General features: G+C 52.5%; 20 protein-coding genes. 11 read left to right on the forward strand and 9 right to left on the reverse strand.

Annotated features, from left to right (window positions below; genetic code table 11):
• Positions 1-136: 136 nt before the first annotated feature.
• Positions 137-1825, reverse strand: coding sequence for an aspartate:alanine antiporter (locus NAL19_RS08470; RefSeq protein WP_225087814.1), 1689 nt, complete (start codon positions 1823-1825; stop codon positions 137-139).
• A 384-nt stretch (positions 1826-2209) separates the two neighbouring features.
• Here NAL19_RS08470 and NAL19_RS08475 point away from each other — a divergent pair, with 384 nt between their 5' ends.
• On the forward strand, positions 2210-2581 hold the full coding sequence (locus NAL19_RS08475; RefSeq protein ID WP_225087815.1) for an inner membrane protein YbjM: 372 nt from the start codon (positions 2210-2212) through the stop codon (positions 2579-2581).
• Positions 2582-2660: 79 nt separating this feature from the next.
• Here the strand turns inward: NAL19_RS08475 and NAL19_RS08480 are convergent, their stop codons facing one another.
• Positions 2661-2927 (reverse strand): GrxA family glutaredoxin, encoded by a 267-nt coding sequence (locus tag NAL19_RS08480; protein WP_010277298.1) that lies wholly within the window; start codon positions 2925-2927, stop codon positions 2661-2663.
• 307 nt (positions 2928-3234) lie between these two features.
• Between NAL19_RS08480 and nfsA the strand changes: the two genes are divergently transcribed.
• The 9 genes from nfsA (at position 3235) to rlmC (ending at position 12204) form a co-directional block, all read left to right on the forward strand.
• Positions 3235-3954: an oxygen-insensitive NADPH nitroreductase gene (gene nfsA / locus NAL19_RS08485; RefSeq protein ID WP_263059416.1), complete on the forward strand. Its 720-nt coding sequence runs from the start codon at positions 3235-3237 to the stop codon at positions 3952-3954.
• 16 nt (positions 3955-3970) lie between these two features.
• Positions 3971-4882, forward strand: a complete 912-nt coding sequence (gene rimK / locus NAL19_RS08490; RefSeq protein ID WP_263059417.1) for a 30S ribosomal protein S6--L-glutamate ligase — start codon at positions 3971-3973, stop codon at positions 4880-4882.
• Positions 4883-5160: 278 nt separating this feature from the next.
• Positions 5161-5640, forward strand: coding sequence for a YbjN domain-containing protein (locus NAL19_RS08495; protein ID WP_039275494.1), 480 nt, complete (start codon positions 5161-5163; stop codon positions 5638-5640).
• Positions 5641-6012: 372 nt separating this feature from the next.
• Positions 6013-7122 carry a spermidine/putrescine ABC transporter substrate-binding protein PotF gene (gene potF / locus NAL19_RS08500; protein WP_263059418.1) on the forward strand — a complete coding sequence of 370 codons (1110 nt, stop codon included), beginning with the start codon at positions 6013-6015 and terminating at the stop codon, positions 7120-7122.
• A 203-nt stretch (positions 7123-7325) separates the two neighbouring features.
• Positions 7326-8459: a putrescine ABC transporter ATP-binding subunit PotG gene (gene potG, locus NAL19_RS08505; protein ID WP_181829136.1), complete on the forward strand. Its 1134-nt coding sequence runs from the start codon at positions 7326-7328 to the stop codon at positions 8457-8459.
• A 14-nt stretch (positions 8460-8473) separates the two neighbouring features.
• Complete coding sequence (gene potH, locus NAL19_RS08510; RefSeq protein ID WP_194430074.1) at positions 8474-9439, forward strand: putrescine ABC transporter permease PotH; 966 nt, start codon at positions 8474-8476, stop codon at positions 9437-9439.
• Positions 9436-10281 carry a putrescine ABC transporter permease PotI gene (potI, locus tag NAL19_RS08515; RefSeq protein ID WP_010277277.1) on the forward strand — a complete coding sequence of 282 codons (846 nt, stop codon included), beginning with the start codon at positions 9436-9438 and terminating at the stop codon, positions 10279-10281. Before potH ends, potI begins: the two co-directional genes overlap by 4 nt.
• A gap of 208 nt (positions 10282-10489) precedes the next feature.
• Entirely contained in the window at positions 10490-10942 is a 453-nt protein-coding gene (locus NAL19_RS08520; RefSeq protein ID WP_225087819.1) for a YbjO family protein, read from the forward strand.
• A gap of 128 nt (positions 10943-11070) precedes the next feature.
• Positions 11071-12204 carry a 23S rRNA (uracil(747)-C(5))-methyltransferase RlmC gene (gene rlmC / locus NAL19_RS08525; RefSeq protein ID WP_263059419.1) on the forward strand — a complete coding sequence of 378 codons (1134 nt, stop codon included), beginning with the start codon at positions 11071-11073 and terminating at the stop codon, positions 12202-12204.
• Positions 12205-12547: 343 nt separating this feature from the next.
• On the opposite strand, the gene artJ (NAL19_RS08530) is transcribed toward rlmC, so the two are convergent.
• From artJ (NAL19_RS08530) to artP, 5 genes are all read right to left on the reverse strand, one after another.
• Positions 12548-13279 carry an arginine ABC transporter substrate-binding protein gene (gene artJ, locus NAL19_RS08530; RefSeq protein WP_010306608.1) on the reverse strand — a complete coding sequence of 244 codons (732 nt, stop codon included), beginning with the start codon at positions 13277-13279 and terminating at the stop codon, positions 12548-12550.
• 283 nt (positions 13280-13562) lie between these two features.
• Positions 13563-14231 (reverse strand): arginine ABC transporter permease ArtM, encoded by a 669-nt coding sequence (gene artM / locus NAL19_RS08535; protein WP_263059420.1) that lies wholly within the window; start codon positions 14229-14231, stop codon positions 13563-13565.
• Positions 14231-14947, reverse strand: coding sequence for an arginine ABC transporter permease ArtQ (gene artQ / locus NAL19_RS08540; RefSeq protein WP_180741276.1), 717 nt, complete (start codon positions 14945-14947; stop codon positions 14231-14233). Before artQ ends, artM begins: the two co-directional genes overlap by 1 nt.
• An 11-nt stretch (positions 14948-14958) precedes the next feature.
• Entirely contained in the window at positions 14959-15690 is a 732-nt protein-coding gene (artJ, locus tag NAL19_RS08545; RefSeq protein WP_225087823.1) for an arginine ABC transporter substrate-binding protein, read from the reverse strand.
• Positions 15691-15710: 20 nt separating this feature from the next.
• Positions 15711-16439: an arginine ABC transporter ATP-binding protein ArtP gene (gene artP / locus NAL19_RS08550; RefSeq protein WP_225087825.1), complete on the reverse strand. Its 729-nt coding sequence runs from the start codon at positions 16437-16439 to the stop codon at positions 15711-15713.
• Between the two features lie 314 nt (positions 16440-16753).
• Here artP and NAL19_RS08555 point away from each other — a divergent pair, with 314 nt between their 5' ends.
• The gene (locus tag NAL19_RS08555; RefSeq protein WP_263059421.1) at positions 16754-17581 is read left to right on the forward strand and encodes an N-acetylmuramoyl-L-alanine amidase; all 828 of its coding nucleotides are present in this window, start codon (positions 16754-16756) and stop codon (positions 17579-17581) included.
• On the opposite strand, the gene NAL19_RS08560 is transcribed toward NAL19_RS08555, so the two are convergent.
• Entirely contained in the window at positions 17578-19014 is a 1437-nt protein-coding gene (locus NAL19_RS08560; RefSeq protein WP_263059422.1) for an SDR family oxidoreductase, read from the reverse strand. The two genes, NAL19_RS08555 and NAL19_RS08560, sit on opposite strands and share 4 nt — an antisense overlap.
• A gap of 173 nt (positions 19015-19187) precedes the next feature.
• Positions 19188-20195 (reverse strand): NADH oxidoreductase, encoded by a 1008-nt coding sequence (gene hcr, locus NAL19_RS08565; RefSeq protein WP_263059423.1) that lies wholly within the window; start codon positions 20193-20195, stop codon positions 19188-19190.
• Positions 20196-20275: the final 80 nt, after the last annotated feature.

Here is a 20275-nt window from a genome sequence, read left to right on the forward strand (position 1 = left end):
TCTTGAACCTGAAAGGCGGGAACGATGGGCTCCTCAATAAGGGGAATCAAAGAAAAGCAGTGGCACTTATTCAGACTTTAGGGCAAAGAAAAAGTTCTCGCTTATCTGGAAAATAATGACGATTTCTTACATTTTTTCAGCCGGGTAGTTCAGGCCAAATAACCACGATCAGTGAACCCGCTAATGTCAGCAGTACGTTAGCGATAGCATAGGTACCTGCATAGCCGAGCGCAGGGATGTTACTGCGAGCCGTATCGCTGATAATGTCCATGGCGGGGGCGCAGGTTCGTGCGCCCATCATCGCGCCGAACAGCAGCGCCCGGTTCATTTTCAGTACATAGGCGCCGAACAGGAAACAAATTACCACCGGAACCAGACTGACAATAAGCCCCGAAGCCAGCATCTGAATACCGACTTCTCCCAGGCTGCTGTTGATTGTGCTGCCCGCGCTCAGGCCAACGCCTGCCATAAAGACCATCAGGCCAAATTCTTTGACCATGTTGAGCGCGCCTTGCGGGATATAGCCGAAGGTCGGGTGGTTGGCGCGCAGGAACCCCAGCATGATGCCAGCGAATAGCAACCCGGCTGCGTTACCGATGCCGAAAGTGAAGTTGCTGAATTGGATGGTGATCAGCCCGATCATTACACCGATGACGAAAAACGCGCAGAAGGCCAGCAGGTCGGTAACCTGGCTGTGAATAGAAATAAATCCGATTCTGTCAGCAATGCTTTTTACCCGACGGGCGTCGCCGCTGACCTGCAAAACATCCCCTTTATTCAGCACGACGCTATCGTCAATCGGCATTTCAATCTGGCTGCGGATAATACGGTTCAGGAAACAGCCGTGATCGGTGAGTTTCAATTGGCTCAGGCGTTTGCCGACGGCATTGTGGTTCTTGACGACGATCTCTTCCGTCACAATGCGCATGTCCAGCAAGTCACGATCGAAAACTTCCTTGCCGTCGCGGAAATTGGAGTTCAGGCGAGCGTGCGAGTCTGGATAGCCGACCAGCGCGATCTCATCACCGATTTGCAAAACGGCGTCGCCGTCGGGGCTGGCCAGAATTCCGTTGCGGCGGATGCGTTCGATGTAGCAGCCGGTCTGGCGATAGATTCCCAGCTCGCGTAAATTTTTGCCGTCCGCCCAGTCGACCAACTCCGGCCCGACGCGATAGGCGCGAATGACGGGCAAATAGACTTTTCTCTGGCTGTCTGCGTCCAGCCCGCGCTCGCGTGCAATCTGCTGTGCGCTGGTGGGCAGGTCCTGATGCTGGAGTTTGGGCAGATAGCGAGCACCGAAAATGAGGCTGACCAGCCCGACCAGATACGTCAACGCATAGCCCAGACTCAGGTGATCTTGCTCAATACCGAGCTGGCTTCCCATACTGGCGGTATTGCGCAGCGTGTCGCCCGCACCGACCAGCACGGGCGTCGATGTCATGGAACCGGCCAGCATCCCCGCCGTCAGACCAATCCCCCAACCAAATAATTTACCTAACCCCAGCGCCAGTAGCATTGCGCTACCAACCATTACCAACGCCAGCATGAAATAATTTTTCCCGTCACGGAAGAAAATAGAAAAGAAATTGGGGCCGGCTTCCACTCCCACACAAAAAATAAATAACATAAAACCGAGGCTCAGCGCTTCGGTATTAATCGAAAAATGTTGTTGGCCGAGTAATAAAGAAACAACTAAAACGCCAATAGAATTACCGAGTTGTACTGGCCCGAGGCGCAATTTCCCCAGACAGAGTCCTAATGAAAGAACCACAAATAACAGCAGAATGTAATTCCCATTTAACAAATCAGCGACGTTTATATTCATGGAATGTAACTTGTTGTTTACCAGTAAGTGCTTGATGTTATTCATTATGGCGGCTAGATTTAGCCATGAAATGCATGAGTTCCCGTGACGGTATCAATACGCGTCAGCTGAAAGGAATCAGCCTCGTTCAGTATAATTTATCCGATAAAATTGTTCAGTGTAATTATTGTTTAATTTAATGATTGTGGTGTCGCTGTTGAAGGAATGTAGCAGGTTATTGTCTTTTTCTGCGGATAATCTGCGCGTCGAATAAATCGTAGCGAAGCCTCATGTTTTTCATATCGGGGAATACGATACCCATCATTTTTACCATGCCGCATGTTTTCTCGCATGTTGCGGTATCTGGTGGATGCAGATTGGGAGGCATATTGAAAGGGGCGATTTATGGCAAAAAATAAAGGTTGGGTGGGTGCGATCTGCTGTTTTCTCTTGTTCACCGTTGTATTTCTGAGTCAAAAATTTGAGGTATCGGATGTCGCGGTGAATGACGGGTTGCGTGGCAGCCCAGGGATGTTGCTTTTTCTGCTGCCCGGCATGGTAGCCTGTTTTCTTTCCGCGCGTGGTCGCTTGCTTTACCCGCTGTTTGGTGCGCTGGCGGCGATGCCCGTATGCTTATTGGTGCTTCACCTGTGGAATACGCCGATGCGCTCTTTCTGGCAAGAGCTGGCCTACGTGATGAGTGCGGTCTTTTGGTGTGTGCTGGGCGCGTTGGGTATGCTGTGTTTACGCGGTGTTTATCGACGCTATCTTCGCTAAGCGCTTATTTCATCACCATAAACGCATCGCCATAAAAAAGCGCGGACTTTCGCCGCGCTATTGTCCTGCCAGTTCGATATTATGACTGGAACAGAGCCAGGTGCTCTTTGGCATAGGCTTCAAAATCGGTGCAGCCGCCGATGTGTTTTTCATCCAGGAAAATCTGCGGTACGGTTTCAACTGGTTTTCCTACCGTCTTGGACAAATCTTCTTTTGAGATGCCTTCTGCATGGATGTCAACATAGCGGAAGCTGAAGTCATCACGTTGCTCGGCCAGTTTTTCTGCCAGTTCTTTCGCACGTACACAATAAGGGCAAGCTGGGCGCCCGAAAATTACAGCGAACATGTAAACTCCTTTGTAAAATTAGAAAATGTTCTCATTCCTGAAACGCATAGCGTGACGTCTATTGCAGACAAGATCACGACTAAAAGTGTTACGGTTAATGAGGTTACTGCGAATTACGCTACTATACCGACATTTATCAATACTATGCCCGTATTCATTGATGAAAAATAGTCGTCATTACCTGTTACAACGATTTGCTGAAGCTATTAGGCAGTGGAGTAATGCAGCTTCTGCCTGAGCTACGATATAATTCCGCCATACTTCAAGCTGCCTATTAGATGTACTTTATCGACTGAAGGATGCCAGTGTGACACCAACCATTGATTTGCTACAGCGCCATCGTTCTATCCGCGCGTTTACGTCTCAGGCAGTGACGGATGAGCAACGCCACGCCATTATTACCTCCGCACAAAGCGCGTCCAGCTCCAGCTTTTTACAATGCAGCGCCATTATTCGTATCACCGATCCTGCCGTGCGTGAAACGCTGGTTCACTATACCGGCGAGCAAGGCTATGTGGCGCAAGCGGCAGAATTTTGGGTCTTTTGTGCCGATTTCCACCGCCATGTGGAGATCTTTCCACAGGCTGAAACCGGGCTGGCCGAGCAGTTGCTGATTGGCTGTGTCGATACCGCCCTCATGGCGCAGAATGCACTGGTCGCCGCGGAGTCGCTGGGGTTGGGCGGGGTATTTATCGGCGGAATCCGTAACCGCATTGCTGATGTGACACAGTTACTGCAATTGCCGCCGCTGGTTATACCATTGTTTGGCCTGTGTCTTGGATACCCGGACGCGGAACCGATGCTCAAGCCGCGCATGCCAACCGCCATGATGCTGCATGAAAATATCTATCAGCCGCTCGATCGTGATGTGCTGGCGCAATACGACCAGCACATGGAGGAATATTATCTGCAACGTACCGGTAGCCGCCGCGAGAGCTGGAGTGAGCACGTCGAACGGACGCTGAAAAAAGAGTTACGTCCATTCATGCTGGACTACTTACATCAACAAGGATGGGCGATACGCTAGTATCTGTAGGATATTTATGAAGATAGCCATTCTGTCTCGTGATGGGGCGTTATATTCCTGTAAACGCCTGCGTGAAGCGACTGAGGCGCGCAAGCACAGCGTTGAGATTATCGATCCGCTTTCCTGCTACATGAATATCAATTCAGCGGCGCCGTCGGTGCATTACCGTGGTCGTCGGCTGGATAAATATGACGCGGTGATTCCGCGCATTGGTTCACAGATTACGTTTTACGGCACGGCGGTATTGCGCCAGTTTGAAATGCTGGGAAGCTACCCGCTGAATAATTCTGTGGCGGTAATCCGCGCCCGCGACAAACTGCATTCACTGCAACTGCTAGCCCGCGAAGGCATTGACCTGCCAATCACCGGATTTGCCCACTCGCCGGATGATACCGGTGACCTGATCGCGATGGTAGGTGGCGCGCCGCTGGTCGTTAAACTGGTGGAAGGCACGCAGGGGATTGGTGTGGTATTGGCCGAGACGCGTCAGGCAGCGGAAAGCGTAATTGATGCCTTTCGCGGGCTGAATGCCCATATTCTGGTGCAGGAATACGTGCGTGAAGCGCAGGGTAAAGATATTCGTTGTCTTGTGATCGGTAATCGGGTTGTTGCGGCGATTGAACGGCAGGCGAAAGCGGGGGAGTTTCGTTCAAATCTGCATCGCGGTGGCTCGGCGAATAACGTGAAAATTACGGCACAGGAGCGTGCGATTGCCATCAAGGCGACGAAAACGCTGGGGCTGAATGTCGCAGGCGTTGATATTTTGCGCGCCGACCGGGGGCCGCTGGTGATGGAAGTCAATGCCTCACCGGGGTTGGAAGGGATAGAAACGACGACCGGGTTCGATATTGCTGGCATGATGATTGAGTTTATTGAACAAAATACTCAGAGGCGCTTCGCAACATCGGCAACAATAAGTAAAAGTTAGCTTTCTGAAACAGGGGCTGCGCCGTAAAATACGGTGTTCCCCATTGGCGTGTGGGCATGGTGCAGCGTGCGCTATCGCGCAACCGAACAAGGAATGCGGGTGGTGGCGCGCTTTTATCATGGCATCGTCGCGCAATATTCCGTAAGCTATGTGCCGTTTTTAACGATGTTTCTTTCGTTACGGCAGCTTCTGGTTTACGTTTTAACATCGCTCTGGTGTGAGCGGTGCTTTCTTTTCAACAACGCTGTTTTTACGGCGACAGGTATGAGGCAAACATGATGGATTCACTCATCGTCCCGGATTTGGCTATGCTACGGCGGTGGCTGGACCAACTGAATATTCTGTATTTCGAATGTGATTCCTGTCAGGCGCTTCATCTTCCTCATATGCAAAATTTTGATGGCGTGTTTGATGCGAAAGTTGATCTGGTAGATAACGTGATCCTGTTTTCCGCACTGGCTGAAGTGAAGCCCAGCGCGCTGATTCCTCTGGTCGGCGATCTGAGTCAAATCAATGCCAGCTCGTTGACCGTCAAGGCGTTTATTGACGTTCAGGACGATAATCTGCCGAAACTGATTGTCTGCCAGTCATTCAGCGTTGCCGCCGGCATGACATTGGAACAGTTCCGACATTTCATGCAGCAGTCCGAAGAACAGATCTCAATGGTGATCCTTGAGGCCGGCGCTAATAATCTGCTGTTTATCGGCGAGGAAGAAGAGGGCTCTGCTGCAAGAGTCACAACCTCACATCTGCATTGATACGGTTGCTGCCAAAGGCAGCAATTGGTTTTACTTATTTTCCTCTTACCGACATTTATTCTGGTTATTTCGCATTATTGCCGGATATTTCTCTTTGTTTGTCGCTAAACGCCTGCATCACATCGATAAAATGTGAATAAATAATCGTTAAAACCCATTTTTTACGTTCAAGTATGGTGCACAGGATGTTGTGGGGTTATGCTTTATTCCTGTAAGACACAGACAGCTGAATCAGGGCTATGTCTGTGTTTGAGCGAATAAAAATCGGTGCATACTCATTCATCGGTTGGAGAGCGCGGCAGGACATATTTTGTATCGGAACGATACAGGCTTATTTCCATGAATCACCCCCTTATATGGAGGAAGGAACGGATGTTCACCCAACGTAAAAAATGGCTATCGGGTGTTGTTACCGGCTTGCTGATGGCCGCGTCCGTCACCGCATCTGCGGAAGAGAAAACGCTGCATGTTTATAACTGGTCCGACTATATTGCGCCGGACACATTAGCCAATTTCCAGAAAGAAACCGGTATTAAAGTCGTCTATGACGTGTTTGATTCCAACGAAGTCTTGGAAGGCAAGCTCATGGCAGGCAGCACGGGTTTTGATCTGGTCGTGCCTTCTGCCAGTTTTCTGGAGCGTCAGCTCTCTGCGGGCGTTTTTCAGCCATTAGATAAGAGCAAACTACCGAATTACAAAAATCTGGATCCTGAGCTGATGAAGCTGATCGCGCAGCACGATCCAGGTAACAAATATGCCCTGCCTTACCTGTGGGCGACCACGGGCATCGGCTATAACGTCGAGAAAGTCAAAGCTGCACTGGGTGCCGATGCGCCGGTTGACAGCTGGGATCTGGTACTGAAGCCAGAGAATCTGGAAAAACTGAAAAGCTGCGGCGTCTCCTTCCTGGATGCACCGGAAGAGATCTTTGCAACCGTGCTGAACTATCAGGGTAAAGATCCGAACAGCACCAAACCGGGTGATTACACCACGTCGGCAACAGACCTGCTGCTGAAGCTGCGTCCGAGCATTCGCTACTTCCATTCATCGCAGTACATCAACGACCTGGCAAACGGCGATATCTGCGTCGCAGTAGGTTGGGCTGGCGATATTCTGCAGGCAGGAAACCGTGCGAAAGAAGCGAAGAACGGGGTGAATATCCAATATAGTATTCCGAAAGAAGGCGCGCTGGCATTCTTTGATGTCCTCGCGATTCCAAAAGATGCTAAAAATCTGGATGAAGCCTATGCGTTTCTGGATTATCTGATGAAGCCGGAAGTGATGGCGGGAATCAGTAACCACGTGTATTACGCGAGCGGTAACCTGGCCTCTTTGCCGTTGGTCAACGCAGAAATTCGTAACAACCCTGGTGTCTATCCGCCAGCGGATGTGCGAGCCAAGCTGTTTACCCTTAAAGTGCAGTCTCCTCAGATTGATCGTACGCGTACGCGTGCATGGACTAAGGTTAAAAGCGGCAAATAGCCTCTTGGATCTGGATAGTTGCCCAAGAGCTTGACGGTTGCTGGTTGCGGCAACCCGATAATGGATGGGTATAAAATGTGGCGAACAGGCGGATAACCCGCCTGTTCGCGCTCTATATTGTGTCACACCGCTGAATGCAAAAAGTGCCGAATGGCGGCATTGGCGATGTGGCTTGTTCTGCTTTTGCCGGAGAGCAATGCGAAGTGAATGACGCGATCCCCCGCCCTCAATCAAAACCTCAAAAAGCGGCCACGCCGCTGCTGGAAGTGCGCAACCTGACGAAGTCGTTCGATGGTCAGGCCGCCGTCGATGATGTCAGCCTGACGATTTATAAAGGCGAAATTTTTGCTCTGCTGGGTGCATCTGGCTGTGGGAAATCCACGCTGCTGCGCATGCTGGCCGGTTTTGAACTCCCGACGCAGGGGCAGATTGTTCTGGATGGTCAGGATTTATCATTGGTGCCGCCTTACCAGCGTCCCATTAATATGATGTTTCAGTCTTATGCGCTGTTCCCACACATGACGGTGGAAAAGAATATCGCGTTTGGCCTGAAGCAGGACAAGCTACCGCGCGCGGAAATCAAAGATCGTGTGGAAGAGATGCTATCGCTGGTGCATATGCAGGAGTTTGCTAATCGTAAACCGCATCAGCTTTCCGGTGGTCAGCGTCAACGTGTAGCGCTGGCTCGCAGTCTGGCGAAGCGTCCCAAACTGCTGCTGTTAGATGAACCGATGGGCGCGTTGGACAAGAAACTGCGTGACCGCATGCAGCTCGAAGTTGTCGATATTCTGGAACGCGTGGGCGTGACCTGCGTGATGGTAACGCACGATCAGGAAGAAGCCATGACCATGGCGGGTCGTATCGCCATTATGAACCGCGGCAAATTCGTACAGATTGGCGAGCCGGAAGAGATCTATGAGCACCCGAACACGCGTTTCAGCGCGGAGTTTATCGGCTCGGTCAATATGTTTGAAGGGATTTTGCAGGAACGTCAGGACGATGCGCTGATCATCAAAAGCCCCGGACTGGTGCATCCGCTGAAGGTGGATTCGGATGTCTCGGTAGTGGATGGCGTTCCGGTCTACATCGCGTTGCGTCCAGAGAAAATCATGCTGTGTGAAGAGGTTCCGGCCGACGGCTGTAACTTCGCGGTAGGGGAAGTGGTGCATATCGCCTATCTGGGCGACTTGTCGATTTACCACGTCAGGCTCAACAGCGGGCAAACCATCAGCGCGCAATTACAAAATGCTTACCGCTATCGCAAAGGCGCGCCGACCTGGGGAGATGAGGTTCGGCTGTGTTGGGATGCGGATAGCTGTGTGGTTCTGACGGTGTAGCGAGGAAGAATGCCATGACTTTATTTCCCGAACATAACACGGCGGAACCACCGGGCAAGGCCAGACTCTGGCTCCGTGTGTTGATGGCGCGCTGGCGTCAAAAGCACGGACGTAAGCTCGTCATCGCGCTGCCGTATCTGTGGCTGCTGCTGCTGTTCATGCTGCCGTTCCTGATCGTGTTCAAAATCAGCCTGGCAGAGATGGCGCGGGCGATCCCACCGTATACCGATCTGGTTTCCTGGATGGACGACAAGCTGGATATTTCCCTGAATCTTGGGAATTACCTGCATTTGTTGGACGACCCGCTGTATTTCGATGCCTATATGCAATCGCTTCAGGTTGCTGCCGTGTCGACGCTGTGCTGTCTGCTTATCGGCTACCCACTGGCCTGGGCGGTGGCACATAGTAAACCGTCAACGCGCAACATCCTGTTACTGCTGGTGATTTTGCCATCGTGGACGTCATTCCTGATTCGCGTCTACGCATGGATGGGAATTCTGAAAAACAACGGAATCCTGAATAACTTCCTGCTGTGGCTGGGCGTGATCGATGAACCGTTGGTCATTCTGCATACCAATCTGGCGGTTTATATTGGCGTCGTGTACTCCTATTTGCCGTTTATGGTGCTGCCGATCTATACCGCGTTGATGCGGCTGGACTACTCGCTGGTGGAAGCGTCGTTGGATCTGGGCGCGCGGCCGCTGAAAACCTTCTTCAGCGTGATTGTTCCGTTAACGAAAGGCGGAATTATCGCGGGCTCGATGCTGGTCTTCATCCCTGCGGTGGGGGAGTACGTCATCCCAGAACTGCTCGGCGGGCCGGACAGCATCATGATTGGCCGTATTTTGTGGCAGGAATTCTTTAATAACCGAGACTGGCCAGTGGCGTCTGCCGTTGCTGTCGTCATGCTGCTGCTGTTGATTATGCCGATTATCTGGTTCCACAAACATCAGAGCAAAAGTGCGGAGGGTGAAGCGTGAATAATTTACCTGTTGTTCGCTCACCGTGGCGTATTGTGATTTTGGTGCTGTGCTTTACGTTCCTCTATGCACCGATGCTGATGTTGGTGATCTACTCGTTCAATAGCTCCAAGCTGGTTACCGTATGGGCTGGCTGGTCGGCACGCTGGTATGTCGAACTGTTCCACAATACGGCGATGATCAGCGCGGTGCTCCTGAGTCTGACCATTGCTGCCGCCTCGGCCACGATGGCGGTGATTCTTGGAACGATCGCCGCCGTGGTGATGGTGCGTTTTGGCCGCTTTCGTGGCTCCAACGGATTTGCCTTTATGTTGACGGCGCCGCTGGTTATGCCAGATGTGATTACCGGTTTGTCGCTGCTGTTGCTCTTTGTGGCGTTAGGGCATGCCATTGGGTGGCCGGCGGAAAGAGGGATGTTAACGATCTGGCTGGCGCATGTCACATTCTGTACCGCGTATGTCACCGTGGTGATCAGCGCGCGCCTGCGTGAACTTGACCGTTCTATTGAAGAGGCGGCGATGGATTTGGGCGCGAATCCGCTCAAGGTGTTCTTCATTATCACGGTGCCGATGATAGCCCCTGCGCTGCTTTCCGGCTGGCTGCTGGCGTTTACGCTGTCGCTGGACGATCTGGTTATCGCCAGCTTCGTGGCAGGGCCTGGTTCAACAACACTACCGATGCTGGTGTTCTCCAGCGTCAGAATGGGCGTTAATCCACAAATTAACGCATTGGCTTCCCTGATATTGTTAGTCGTTGGTATTATTGGCTTTATCGCCTGGTGGTTTATGGCGAGAGCAGAGAAACAGCGCTATCGCGATATGCAAAAAGCGAGACGCGGCTGATTCGATCTCTCATCGTAATTTGTTAGCCTAGCGAAAATTTCCAGCAACGCCGCCAGAGTATGGGGGCGTTGTTGTTTTATATTCCGATTAAGATTTATATTCGCATTAAGTTTTATCTCTGCACCCTATTTTATGTGGGTGTTGTATTTTTGGCGGATAACTGGCCGCATGAAGGGAGAGCGTTGAAATTCTGTATACAAAGAAGGAAATGACACAACGCAAAGTTTATGCCCCGGTACCCGTCATGGTGGCGGGGATTGCGATTATTGCGACCCGTTTTTTGGGGATTTTGCTGCTGGTGTGGGAGTTAGGGCTCAGCGATTTTAGCGGCTGGATTGGCAGCAATGCGGAAGCCTGGGATTCGACGCTGGTGTTACTGTTATCACTTTTTGTTGTTGGCGTTGAGATTCGCTGCGGCTTTGCTGTTTTGGCCGGTGTGAACTGGGGCCGATGGGGCTATGTAGCCTGCCAGGGTGTGGTGGTGTGTTATCTGTTGCTGGCGTCGTTCAGTGAGTTTATGCCAGCGATATTCCATATTTCAGGAGAGAATAATGCTGCTGTGCTGCATCAGCTCCTGCTGCAAAAGATCCCGGATCTGCTGGTGATTGTTTTACTGTTTCTGCCACGGCGCAGTAAGCGTTTTTTTATGCGTCAGAAATAGACATTGATCCCTCCTGAGCGCGTCTGGCTGCTGGCGTTGCCCATGACTACGCGGAAAGATCGCAGGGTGACGCCATCTGGGTGTTATAATCCTCTCATTCCGTATTATTTTTAATAGTTAGATTTTTTATGCATTGTGCCCGCTACAGCACGGGAACCTGTCGTTCCTGCCAATGGCTGGAAAAAGCCTATCCCCAGCAACTATCCGATAAGCAGCAGCATCTCGAAGGCTTGCTACAGCCACACGCGGTGCAGCACTGGCTACCGGTGCAGCCCTCTGCGCAGTCCGCCTTTCGTAATAAAGCCAAAATGGTGGTGAGCGGCAGTGTGGAACGCCCGCTACTGGGGATGTTACATCGTGACGGAACGGCGGTGGATCTCTGCGATTGCCCGCTTTATCCATCGAGTTTCGTGCCGGTTTTCGATGTGCTCAAAGTCTTCATCGCCCGAGCGGGGCTGACGCCTTATAACGTAGAACGACGCCGCGGGGAGCTGAAATATCTGCTTCTGACGGAAAGTACGCAGCGCGGTACGTTTATGCTGCGCTTTGTTTTACGTTCGGAAACCAAACTGGCGCAGTTGCGTGCCGCATTGCCCTGGCTACATCAGCAGTTGCCGCAGCTTGAGGTGATATCGGCCAACATTCAGCCGGTACATCAGGCGATTATGGAAGGGAAAACAGAAATTATCCTGAGTGAGGCGGCCGCGTTGGCCGAACAGTTCAATCAGGTGCCGCTGTATATCCGTCCGCAAAGTTTTTTCCAGACGAACCCACAGGTGGCTGCCACGCTGTATGCAACAGCTCGCGACTGGGTTGCAGAGCTGAATATCACCAGCATGTGGGATCTGTTCTGCGGAGTAGGGGGTTTTGGCCTGCATTGTGCGTCATCCGAGATGCGTTTGACGGGCATTGAAATCAGCGCTGAGGCGATAGCCTGCGCGCGTCGTTCTGCGGAGCAGCTTGGGCTGAAACAGGTGGAGTTTCAGGCGCTGGATTCAACGCAGTTCGCGACAGGGAAAGCGGAAATCCCCGATCTGGTGCTAGTCAACCCGCCGCGCCGCGGTATCGGCAGTGAACTGTGTGCCTACCTGAGCCGCATGGCCCCGAACTATATTCTCTACTCCAGCTGTAACGCTGAAAGCATGGCAAAAGACATGACGGAATTGGCGAATTACCGCGCGCTACGCGTACAGCTATTCGACATGTTCCCGCATACGGCGCACTACGAAGTGCTGACGTTACTGAAGCGTGAGGATGGCTAAGGCAAAGCCAGGACATCTGAATACTTTGCGGTGTTGCTACCGTAGGCGTAAAAAATTGCGCTGAGGTGGGCGTGGCCGCCGGATGAGCGGCATGGACGCCGCGAAAGTCTGCGCCGCGTAAGGAACGCGTCGCAGACGGTCCGAGCAGCGGATACGAACGCCGAAGGCATCGCGAAGCGGCGCAATTAACGCCGAAAAGCCAGTGGTCAAGGCGCTGCGGCGTTTGAGCGCGCCTTGTCGGGCGTGTGATGAAATGACAGAAGAATACGGTAATTAACACGCCCGAAATCGTTAAACGACCTAACACCTAATCGTGGAAGCGTTCGATAACGCGATGCGATCCTTATTGCGGAAACCACTTATCATTGATGGTTTTATACGTGCCGTCGGCTTTGATGGCATCCAGCGCTTTATTCAACTTCTCCAGTAGCGCTTTGTCATCGGGACGAACGGCGATGCCTAATCCGGTACCGAAGTATTCTGCGTCAGTCACGTGTTCACCAACCGTTGCCAGTTCAGGGTTCGTCTTAATCCATTCGTTGACGACAGCGGTATCACCGAATACGCCATCAATACGGCCGTTTTTCAGATCCAGTACTGCGTTCTGGTAGCTGTCATAAGAGACCGTTTGTACTTCCGGGTGCTTATCGTGCATGTATTTCTGGTGCGTCGTGCCGTTTTCCATCCCAATACGTTTGCCTTTCATCGCCGCAAAATCGCTGAATTTCCCTTTTTGCGCGATAACCACGGCTGAGTTGGCGTAGTAAGGCTGCGTGAACGCGACTTGCTTGCTGCGTTCTGGCGTGATGTCCATACCGGAAATCACCGCGTCATAGCGACGGAATTTCAGCGCAGGAATCAGGCTGTCAAAGGCCTGATTGGTGAACGTACAGGTCGCCTGCATTTGTTTACACAGCGCTTTCGCCAGATCCATATCGAAGCCAACGATCTCATTGCTGGCATCCAGTGATTCAAACGGCGGGTAGGTGGCTGATGAGGCAAAACGGATGGTGTCTGCGGCGGTGGCGCTGAAGGCGATTCCTGCCAGCAAGGTGGCGAGCACTAATTTTTTCATTACCTACTCCTGTTTTTCTTATATTGATAAATATACTTGCGCGGAAGGATTCCAGCGTCATGGTCGTTACCGTGCCACTAAGTGAATTTATATGCAATTAATATGATTAATAAGTCGATTTATTGCGTGTTTTTACATCAGCGGGCAATAAAAAATTTCCGGGAGAAATTTTTAACCTTGCGTCAGCAATGGCCCGTAAGGAAGACGGGCAGGGATGGCACTCTATAAAAAAAGCAGGCTATCAAAGCCTGCTTTTAGGTAAGTCGGTACGATGTGAAAAGCATCAGTTACGACGTTCGAATACCAGCGAACGGCGCTCAACCCAGCGCATCAACAATGTCAGTAACCCATTGACACACAGGTAGATAATCCCAGCAGCACCAAATACCATCACGTCATACGTCCGGCCGTACATCAGTTGGCTATAGCCCATGACTTCCATCAGCGTGATGGTGTACGCCAGCGACGTACTCTTAAACACCAGCACCACTTCATTTGAATAAGAAGACAGCGCGCGTTTAAACGCGAACGGCAACAAAATACGCAATGTCTGCTTCTGATTCATTCCCAGCGCCGCACAGGATTGCCACTGTCCGGGGGGAATCGCTTTTACTGCGCCGTAGAATAACTGTGTGGTATAGGCCGCGCTATTGAGCGCCAGCGCCACCATCGCACACAGCCACGGCTGTGAAAGCAGGTTCCACAGCCAGGGAATTTGCTGAATAGAGGTAAATTGCCCAGGGCCGTAGTAAATCAGAAAGATTTGCACCAGCAGCGGCGTGCCGGTAAACAGCGTAATGTAGCCTTTCGCCAACATCGACACGACAGGGGGTTTGAGCGTCAGCACGACGGTCAGCAGCAGTGATAACACCAGTGCCACGACGATGGAGACGGCCGTTAGGGTCAGGCTGGTATGCAGGCCTTTTACTAGCTCAGGTAAATAAGCGAGCATCAGGAAGGTCTCCGCTCAAAACGCGTAGTGCGCAGTTCAATGCGTTTCAGCACATACTGACTTAACAGCGTGATAATCAAGTAAATTGCTGCCGCGACTACGTACCAGGTAAAAGGCTCCTGCGTTCGTGTCGCAATACTCTTGGTTTGCAGCATCAAATCATTAACGCTAATCAGCGACACCAGCGCGGTATCTTTCAGCAATACCAGCCACTGATTGCCTAAACCCGGCAGGGCATGACGCCACATCTGCGGCATAATCAGACGGAAAAAGATGGCGGATTTACTGAGCCCGAGAGCCTGACCCGATTCCCATTGCCCTTGAGGGACGGCTTTCAGCGCGCCGCGCAGCGTTTGGGAAGCATAGGCGGCATACAACAGCGCCAGCGCAATCACGCCACACAGGAAGGGGCTGATTTCAAACATGCCGATATCCAGTTTTACTGGGATCTGCACGATGAAGAGATTCAGGGTAAAACCGTCTGCCAACATCAGCAGCAGCTGGGACGATCCGAAATAGATAAACAGCACGACCAGAATTTCTGGCAGGCCGCGCAGCAGCGTGACGACCGCCGTTCCCGTCCAGCTAACGGCTTTCCAGCGGACGGTTTCCCAAACGGCAAACAGCATCGCCAGCACGAGGCCGAGCACCAGTGCACAAACAGCAAGGCCGACGGTCATCCCGGCGGCGCTTGCAAGAGGTTGAAATTCAATCATTGAGCGTCAGATTACTGCTGGAACCATTTTTTGTAGATGGTCTCGTAAGTACCATCCTGCTTGATTTTGTTGAGCGCATCGTCGAATTTTTTCAGCAACTCATCGTTGTTCTGGCGCACGGCGATGCCCAGACCGATACCGAAGTAACCTTTATCCGTCACTTTCTGGCCCACGGTACTCAGCGTATCGTTTTGTTTCAGCCATTCGTTAACGACGGCGGTATCACCGAATACGGCATCCAGACGACCATTTTTCAGGTCCAGCACGGCATTCTGATAGCTGTCGTAAGGCACGGTTTTGATATCGCTATGCTTTTCCATCAGGTATTTCTGATGCGTGGTTCCGTTCTGTACGCCAACGCGTTTTCCCGCCAGTGCGGCGATATCGGCCACTTTCCCTTTCTGGGCAATAAACTGCGCGGAGTTGTCATAGTAAGGCTGGGTGAATGACACCTGCTGCTGACGCTCTGGGGTAATATCCATTCCCGCGATGACCGCTTCAAAACGACGGAATTTCAGACCGGGGATCAGGCTGTCGAAAGCCTGATTGCTGAACGTGCAGGTTGCCTGCATTTCTTTGCACAGTGCATTGGCCAGATCGATATCAAAACCCTGAATTTGGTTATTGGCATCGACAAATTCGAACGGAGGGTAGGAGGCTTCTGTCGCGAAACGGATGGTATCCGCAGCGTTAGCAGAGGCGGCGCCCATGGCGAATAAGGCTGCAACAATCAATTTTCTCATTATCATTTTCCTGATAGTAATCAATGTGATAAGTAACCAGCGAATTCAGGCGTCTGCGGCTGGGTAAAGTGCGTCGCATCCCCCTGTTCAACAATGCGGCCGTTTTCCATATACACCACACGGCTGGCCGTTTTACGGGCAAATTCAACCTCGTGAGTCACGATCACCTGCGTGATGCCGGTTTCTGACAATTCACGGATAATGTTGACGACCTGAGCGGTAATCTCTGGATCCAGCGCGGCAGTCGGTTCATCAAACAGTAGAACCTGAGGTTCCATCATCAGCGCACGGGCAATCGCGACACGCTGTTGTTGTCCGCCAGAAAGATGAAGAGGGAAGCGATCGGCAAAGTCATTGAGGCGCAGACGCGTCAGCAGTTTGTCTGCTCGCGCTTTGGCTTCTTCTTTACTCAGCCCCAGCACGCGGCAGGGCGCTTCAATCAGGTTTTGCACCACGGTCAGGTGCGGCCATAAATTGTATTGCTGGAACACCATCCCAACGTTCTGACGCAACTCACGGATCGCGCTGTCGGATGGCGTGCGCTGAAAATCAAACTGATTACCGGCGATGGAAAGCGTGCCAGAGCGTGGCATTTCCAACAGATTAAGAACGCGTATCAGCGAGCTTTTTCCCGCACCGCTGGGGCCAAGAAGCACCAGCGTTTCACCCGCAGGACAATCGAGGGTGATGTCAAATAGCGCCTGGTATGTGCCGTAGAAACAGTTAATGCCGTTTAGTTGAATACTCATGCGTAAGAATTGAATAGACATTGATGCGGCGAATGTTAACGTTGGCAGAATAGTTATGCAATCACCGTGGGGTAAAATTTGCCAATAAGCGATTTGTTGGTTAAACAATAGCACAAAATAACGGCTTACAGCCTGGAGCCATGCTTTCCCTGCGTGGGTTGCCAGCAGTGCCGCACGTTGATAATCAGTAACAGTAAAATTTCTCAGATAGCGGCGAATGGCTTCAAATAATGGTGCGCGAAGGTGAGTGATCGCGTGTGGGTTGGCGAAGGCATGTAGTGAAAAGCGCAAATAGCAAATATAGTGGAATAACGATGTTAAAATGGATGGTCTGCATAGCGTTGGGGCTGTTGACGGGGTGCCAATCGGCTTCCTCGTTGCAGGAACAGAATAATTATGTGCTAGAGACCGCATTGCAGTCGCGTGCGCAGGAATCTCGCATCCGCTTTTTGGTGATTCACTACACGGCAGAAGACTTTGCCTCCTCGCTGAATATTCTGACGAATGAACACGTCAGTGCGCATTATCTCATTCCAGCACATCCACCCTTGCGGCGGGGCAAACCGCTTGCCTGGCAATTGGTGCCGGAATCTCAGGCTGCCTGGCATGCGGGAGCCAGCAGTTGGCGTGGGTTTAGCCGGTTGAATCATTCCTCGATTGGTATTGAGATCGAAAATGCGGGCTATCAGCGCACGCTAACGGGCTATACGTGGGAACCGTTCACCGCCTCGCAGATTCAACTTGTGACTGCTCTCGCCCGTGACATTGTCGATCGCTACCAGATTGCTCCGCAGAATGTCGTCGCGCACAGCGATATTGCCCCACAGCGAAAACAAGATCCCGGGCCGCTATTCCCCTGGCAGGCGCTGGCACAGGCGGGAATCGGTGCCTGGCCGGATGCACAGCGGGTCGCATTTTATTTGAACGGACGACCCGCGATACAGCCGGTGGATGAAGCGGTTCTGCTGGAAAAATTGGGGCGCTATGGCTATGCGGTGCAGGAAACGATGACCGCGCGTGAGAAGCGGCAGGTGATTGCCGCTTTCCAGATGCATTTCCGCCCTGAAAACTATCAAGGCCAGCCAGATGCGCAGAGTGAGGCGATTGTTGATGCGCTGCTGGAGAAATACGGCAGCCGCTAAATCGCTTCCTTCTCTGCCAGTTTCGCAATACGCGCCGCCATGCCACGGAAGATAAACAGGTGAGCGGGCATCATCAGAAACCAGTAAACCAGCCCGTTGAACCCGGAAGGGTGCCAGCGTGCGCGGACGTCCACGGTGCGATGAGTGCCTTTGTCCGTGATAGTAAAGTTGAGTTTACCCAGCCCCGGCGCTTTCATACCAAATAGCAGCACCAGCTGACGTTGTGGTTTGATCGAAATGACCTTCCAGCCGTCAATCTTGTCACCCACTTCCAGCGTCGGGCGCTCAGGGCGTCCATAAGTGACGCTGTTACCGCAAAGATCGTCGAGTCGGGCGCGAATATTCCACAACGTATTCGCGTAAAAATAGCCTTCCTTGCCTCCGACCTGCTGGATGACCTGCCAGAGCGCCTGACTGGAGGCTGTCGTCTCCATCGTATGACCCGCCTGCTTGGGGTAAAAACCGTAATTGGGCTTCCAGCGCGCGCGAACCTCAGTGTCATCGCCCCAGTCGGCCTGCTGTACGCTCTCCATTTCGCTTTGCAGCGTGAGGCGCACGGCGTCATCAAAGCTCATCAGCGTTTGTGGAATCAATGCCTGAAGTTCGCGGCCATCGGCCTGTAAATCGTGTTTTAGCCCCTGAATCAGCGCGCGGGCGATGGAGGGAGGAACCGAGGTCACCAGATGCAAGAACCAGACGGACACCAGATGTGTCGGCATCGGAACGGGGATCAGCACTCTGCGCTTGCCGCTAATTTGAATGAAACGCTCAAACATCGTCTGATAGCTGATGTATTCGGGGCCTGCGGCGTCCATGATGCGATTTTCTGTCGCGGGGTGTTGCAGGATGTCGATGAGATAGACCAGCAGGTTTTCCAACGCAATGGGGGATGATTTAGAGCGCACCCAGCGCGGCGGTGTCAGCACCGGCAGGTTATAGACCATATCACGCATGATCTCGAACGCCGCGGAACCCGCGCCGATAATAATGCCCGCACGCAGCTCCGTAACGGGAATGCCGCTGCTGCGCAGAATATCACCGGTAATCTGGCGCGCCTGCATATGCGGTGAAGTGTCATCTTTCGCCTGAAGCGAGCCCAGATAGATAATCTGTTTTACACGGCTGGAGGTCAGTGCCAGCAACAGATTCATGGCCGCCATCCGCTCCCTTGCCACGAAGTCCGCGCCGTCGCCCATGCTGTGCACCAGATAATAGAGCGTTTCCGCGCCCCACAAGTCATCGGGCAGGCTTTCTGGCTTGGTCAGATCCACCTGTTGGCAGTCGACACCCGGCCAATGCCGTGACGCGAGGGATTCGGTATGACGACCCGCCGCGATAACCCGATTGCCTTGCTTGCTTAAGCGCTCGGTTAAATGGCGGCCAATGTAGCCGGTTGCGCCCAGAATCAGGATCGGGGCAGAGGGGGATGTCATGTGCCAGCGGCTCCACAGCAAAATATAACCATGGCTTACTATATCCTAAATAATTCGTGACGGGGAAACGGGGAAACAGCGAAAAGTCTGCGATAACAAGGGGTAATTGACGATAAGCCTACCTGCCCGATAGCAGACACTACCGGGCAGAAGGGGGTAAAGCAAGGGGCGTATCAGGCCAGAACGGTGTTGCCTTGCAACTGGCAACTACAGGCCAAAACATAGCCTTGTTCGATTTCGGCTGGTGTTAGCGTCATGGTACTGGTCGTGGTGTAATGACCGGATAGCACGCGGGTTTTACAACTCCCGCAAACCCCGGCGCGGCAGGCGGCGACGACCGGCACCTTATTGGCCTCCAGTGCGGCCAACAGGCTGAGACCGACCGGCACGCTTAGGTTTTTCAGCGGACGGCTGATGGTCAACGTGAGCCGATCGGCATCTTCATCCAGCGCTTCATCTGCTGGACGGAACTGCTCTTTAAAGATGCGGTTTGAGGCAACGCCAAGCTGCTGACTCAGGGCTTCAATCTGGTTCATGTACGGAGCCGGGCCGCAGGTCATCACGGTACGGCTGGCGATATCCGGCACCTGTTCGACTAACCGATCGCCGCTGATACGTCCGGCGAGAAAACCGGGCACGGCGTCAAACTCCGCCATCAGCGTCAGATGTAGCTGCTGCGGATAACGCTGCACCAGCTCTTGCCATTCGCTGGCGAAAATCACCTGCAACGGATTGCGCACGTTGAAAATGACGTGGATATCAGTTTGCGGTTTGTTTGCCAGCAGCCAGCGGCACATTGACATAATCGGCGTGACGCCACAGCCTGCCGCCGCCATCAGATAGCGATCGCTGACCGCGTTGGCACAGGTAAATTCGCCCTGTGCATCGGACAGCCACAGGTAATCGCCGACTTTCAGCGTTTGGGTCAGCCAGCGGGAGCCGATACCGTCGTCCAGCCTTCTTACTGTCAGGGTAATAAAGCGGCTGAGCCCCGGTGAAGAAGAAATTGTATAAGCCCGGAGCGTCTCCGCGCTGTTAGCAATGCTGACCAACGCATACTGACCCGGCTGGTACGGATAAAAATCATGATTAACTAGTGAAATCGTCCAGACATCGGGCGTTTCCTGAGTAATGGAATGCACCTGCATGCGGTTAGAACAAAGCGGTGTCGGCATTGTCATTGTTATTCTCCAAAAGAAACGGATTTGCGGCGCATTGGGAAGTGCGCCGCCGGGACGTCATGTGATGACTGTCGATACGT

The sequence above is a fragment of the Pectobacterium sp. F1-1 genome (assembly GCF_025643735.1).
In the GTDB taxonomy this organism is placed as follows: Bacteria; Pseudomonadota; Gammaproteobacteria; order Enterobacterales; family Enterobacteriaceae; genus Pectobacterium; species Pectobacterium colocasium.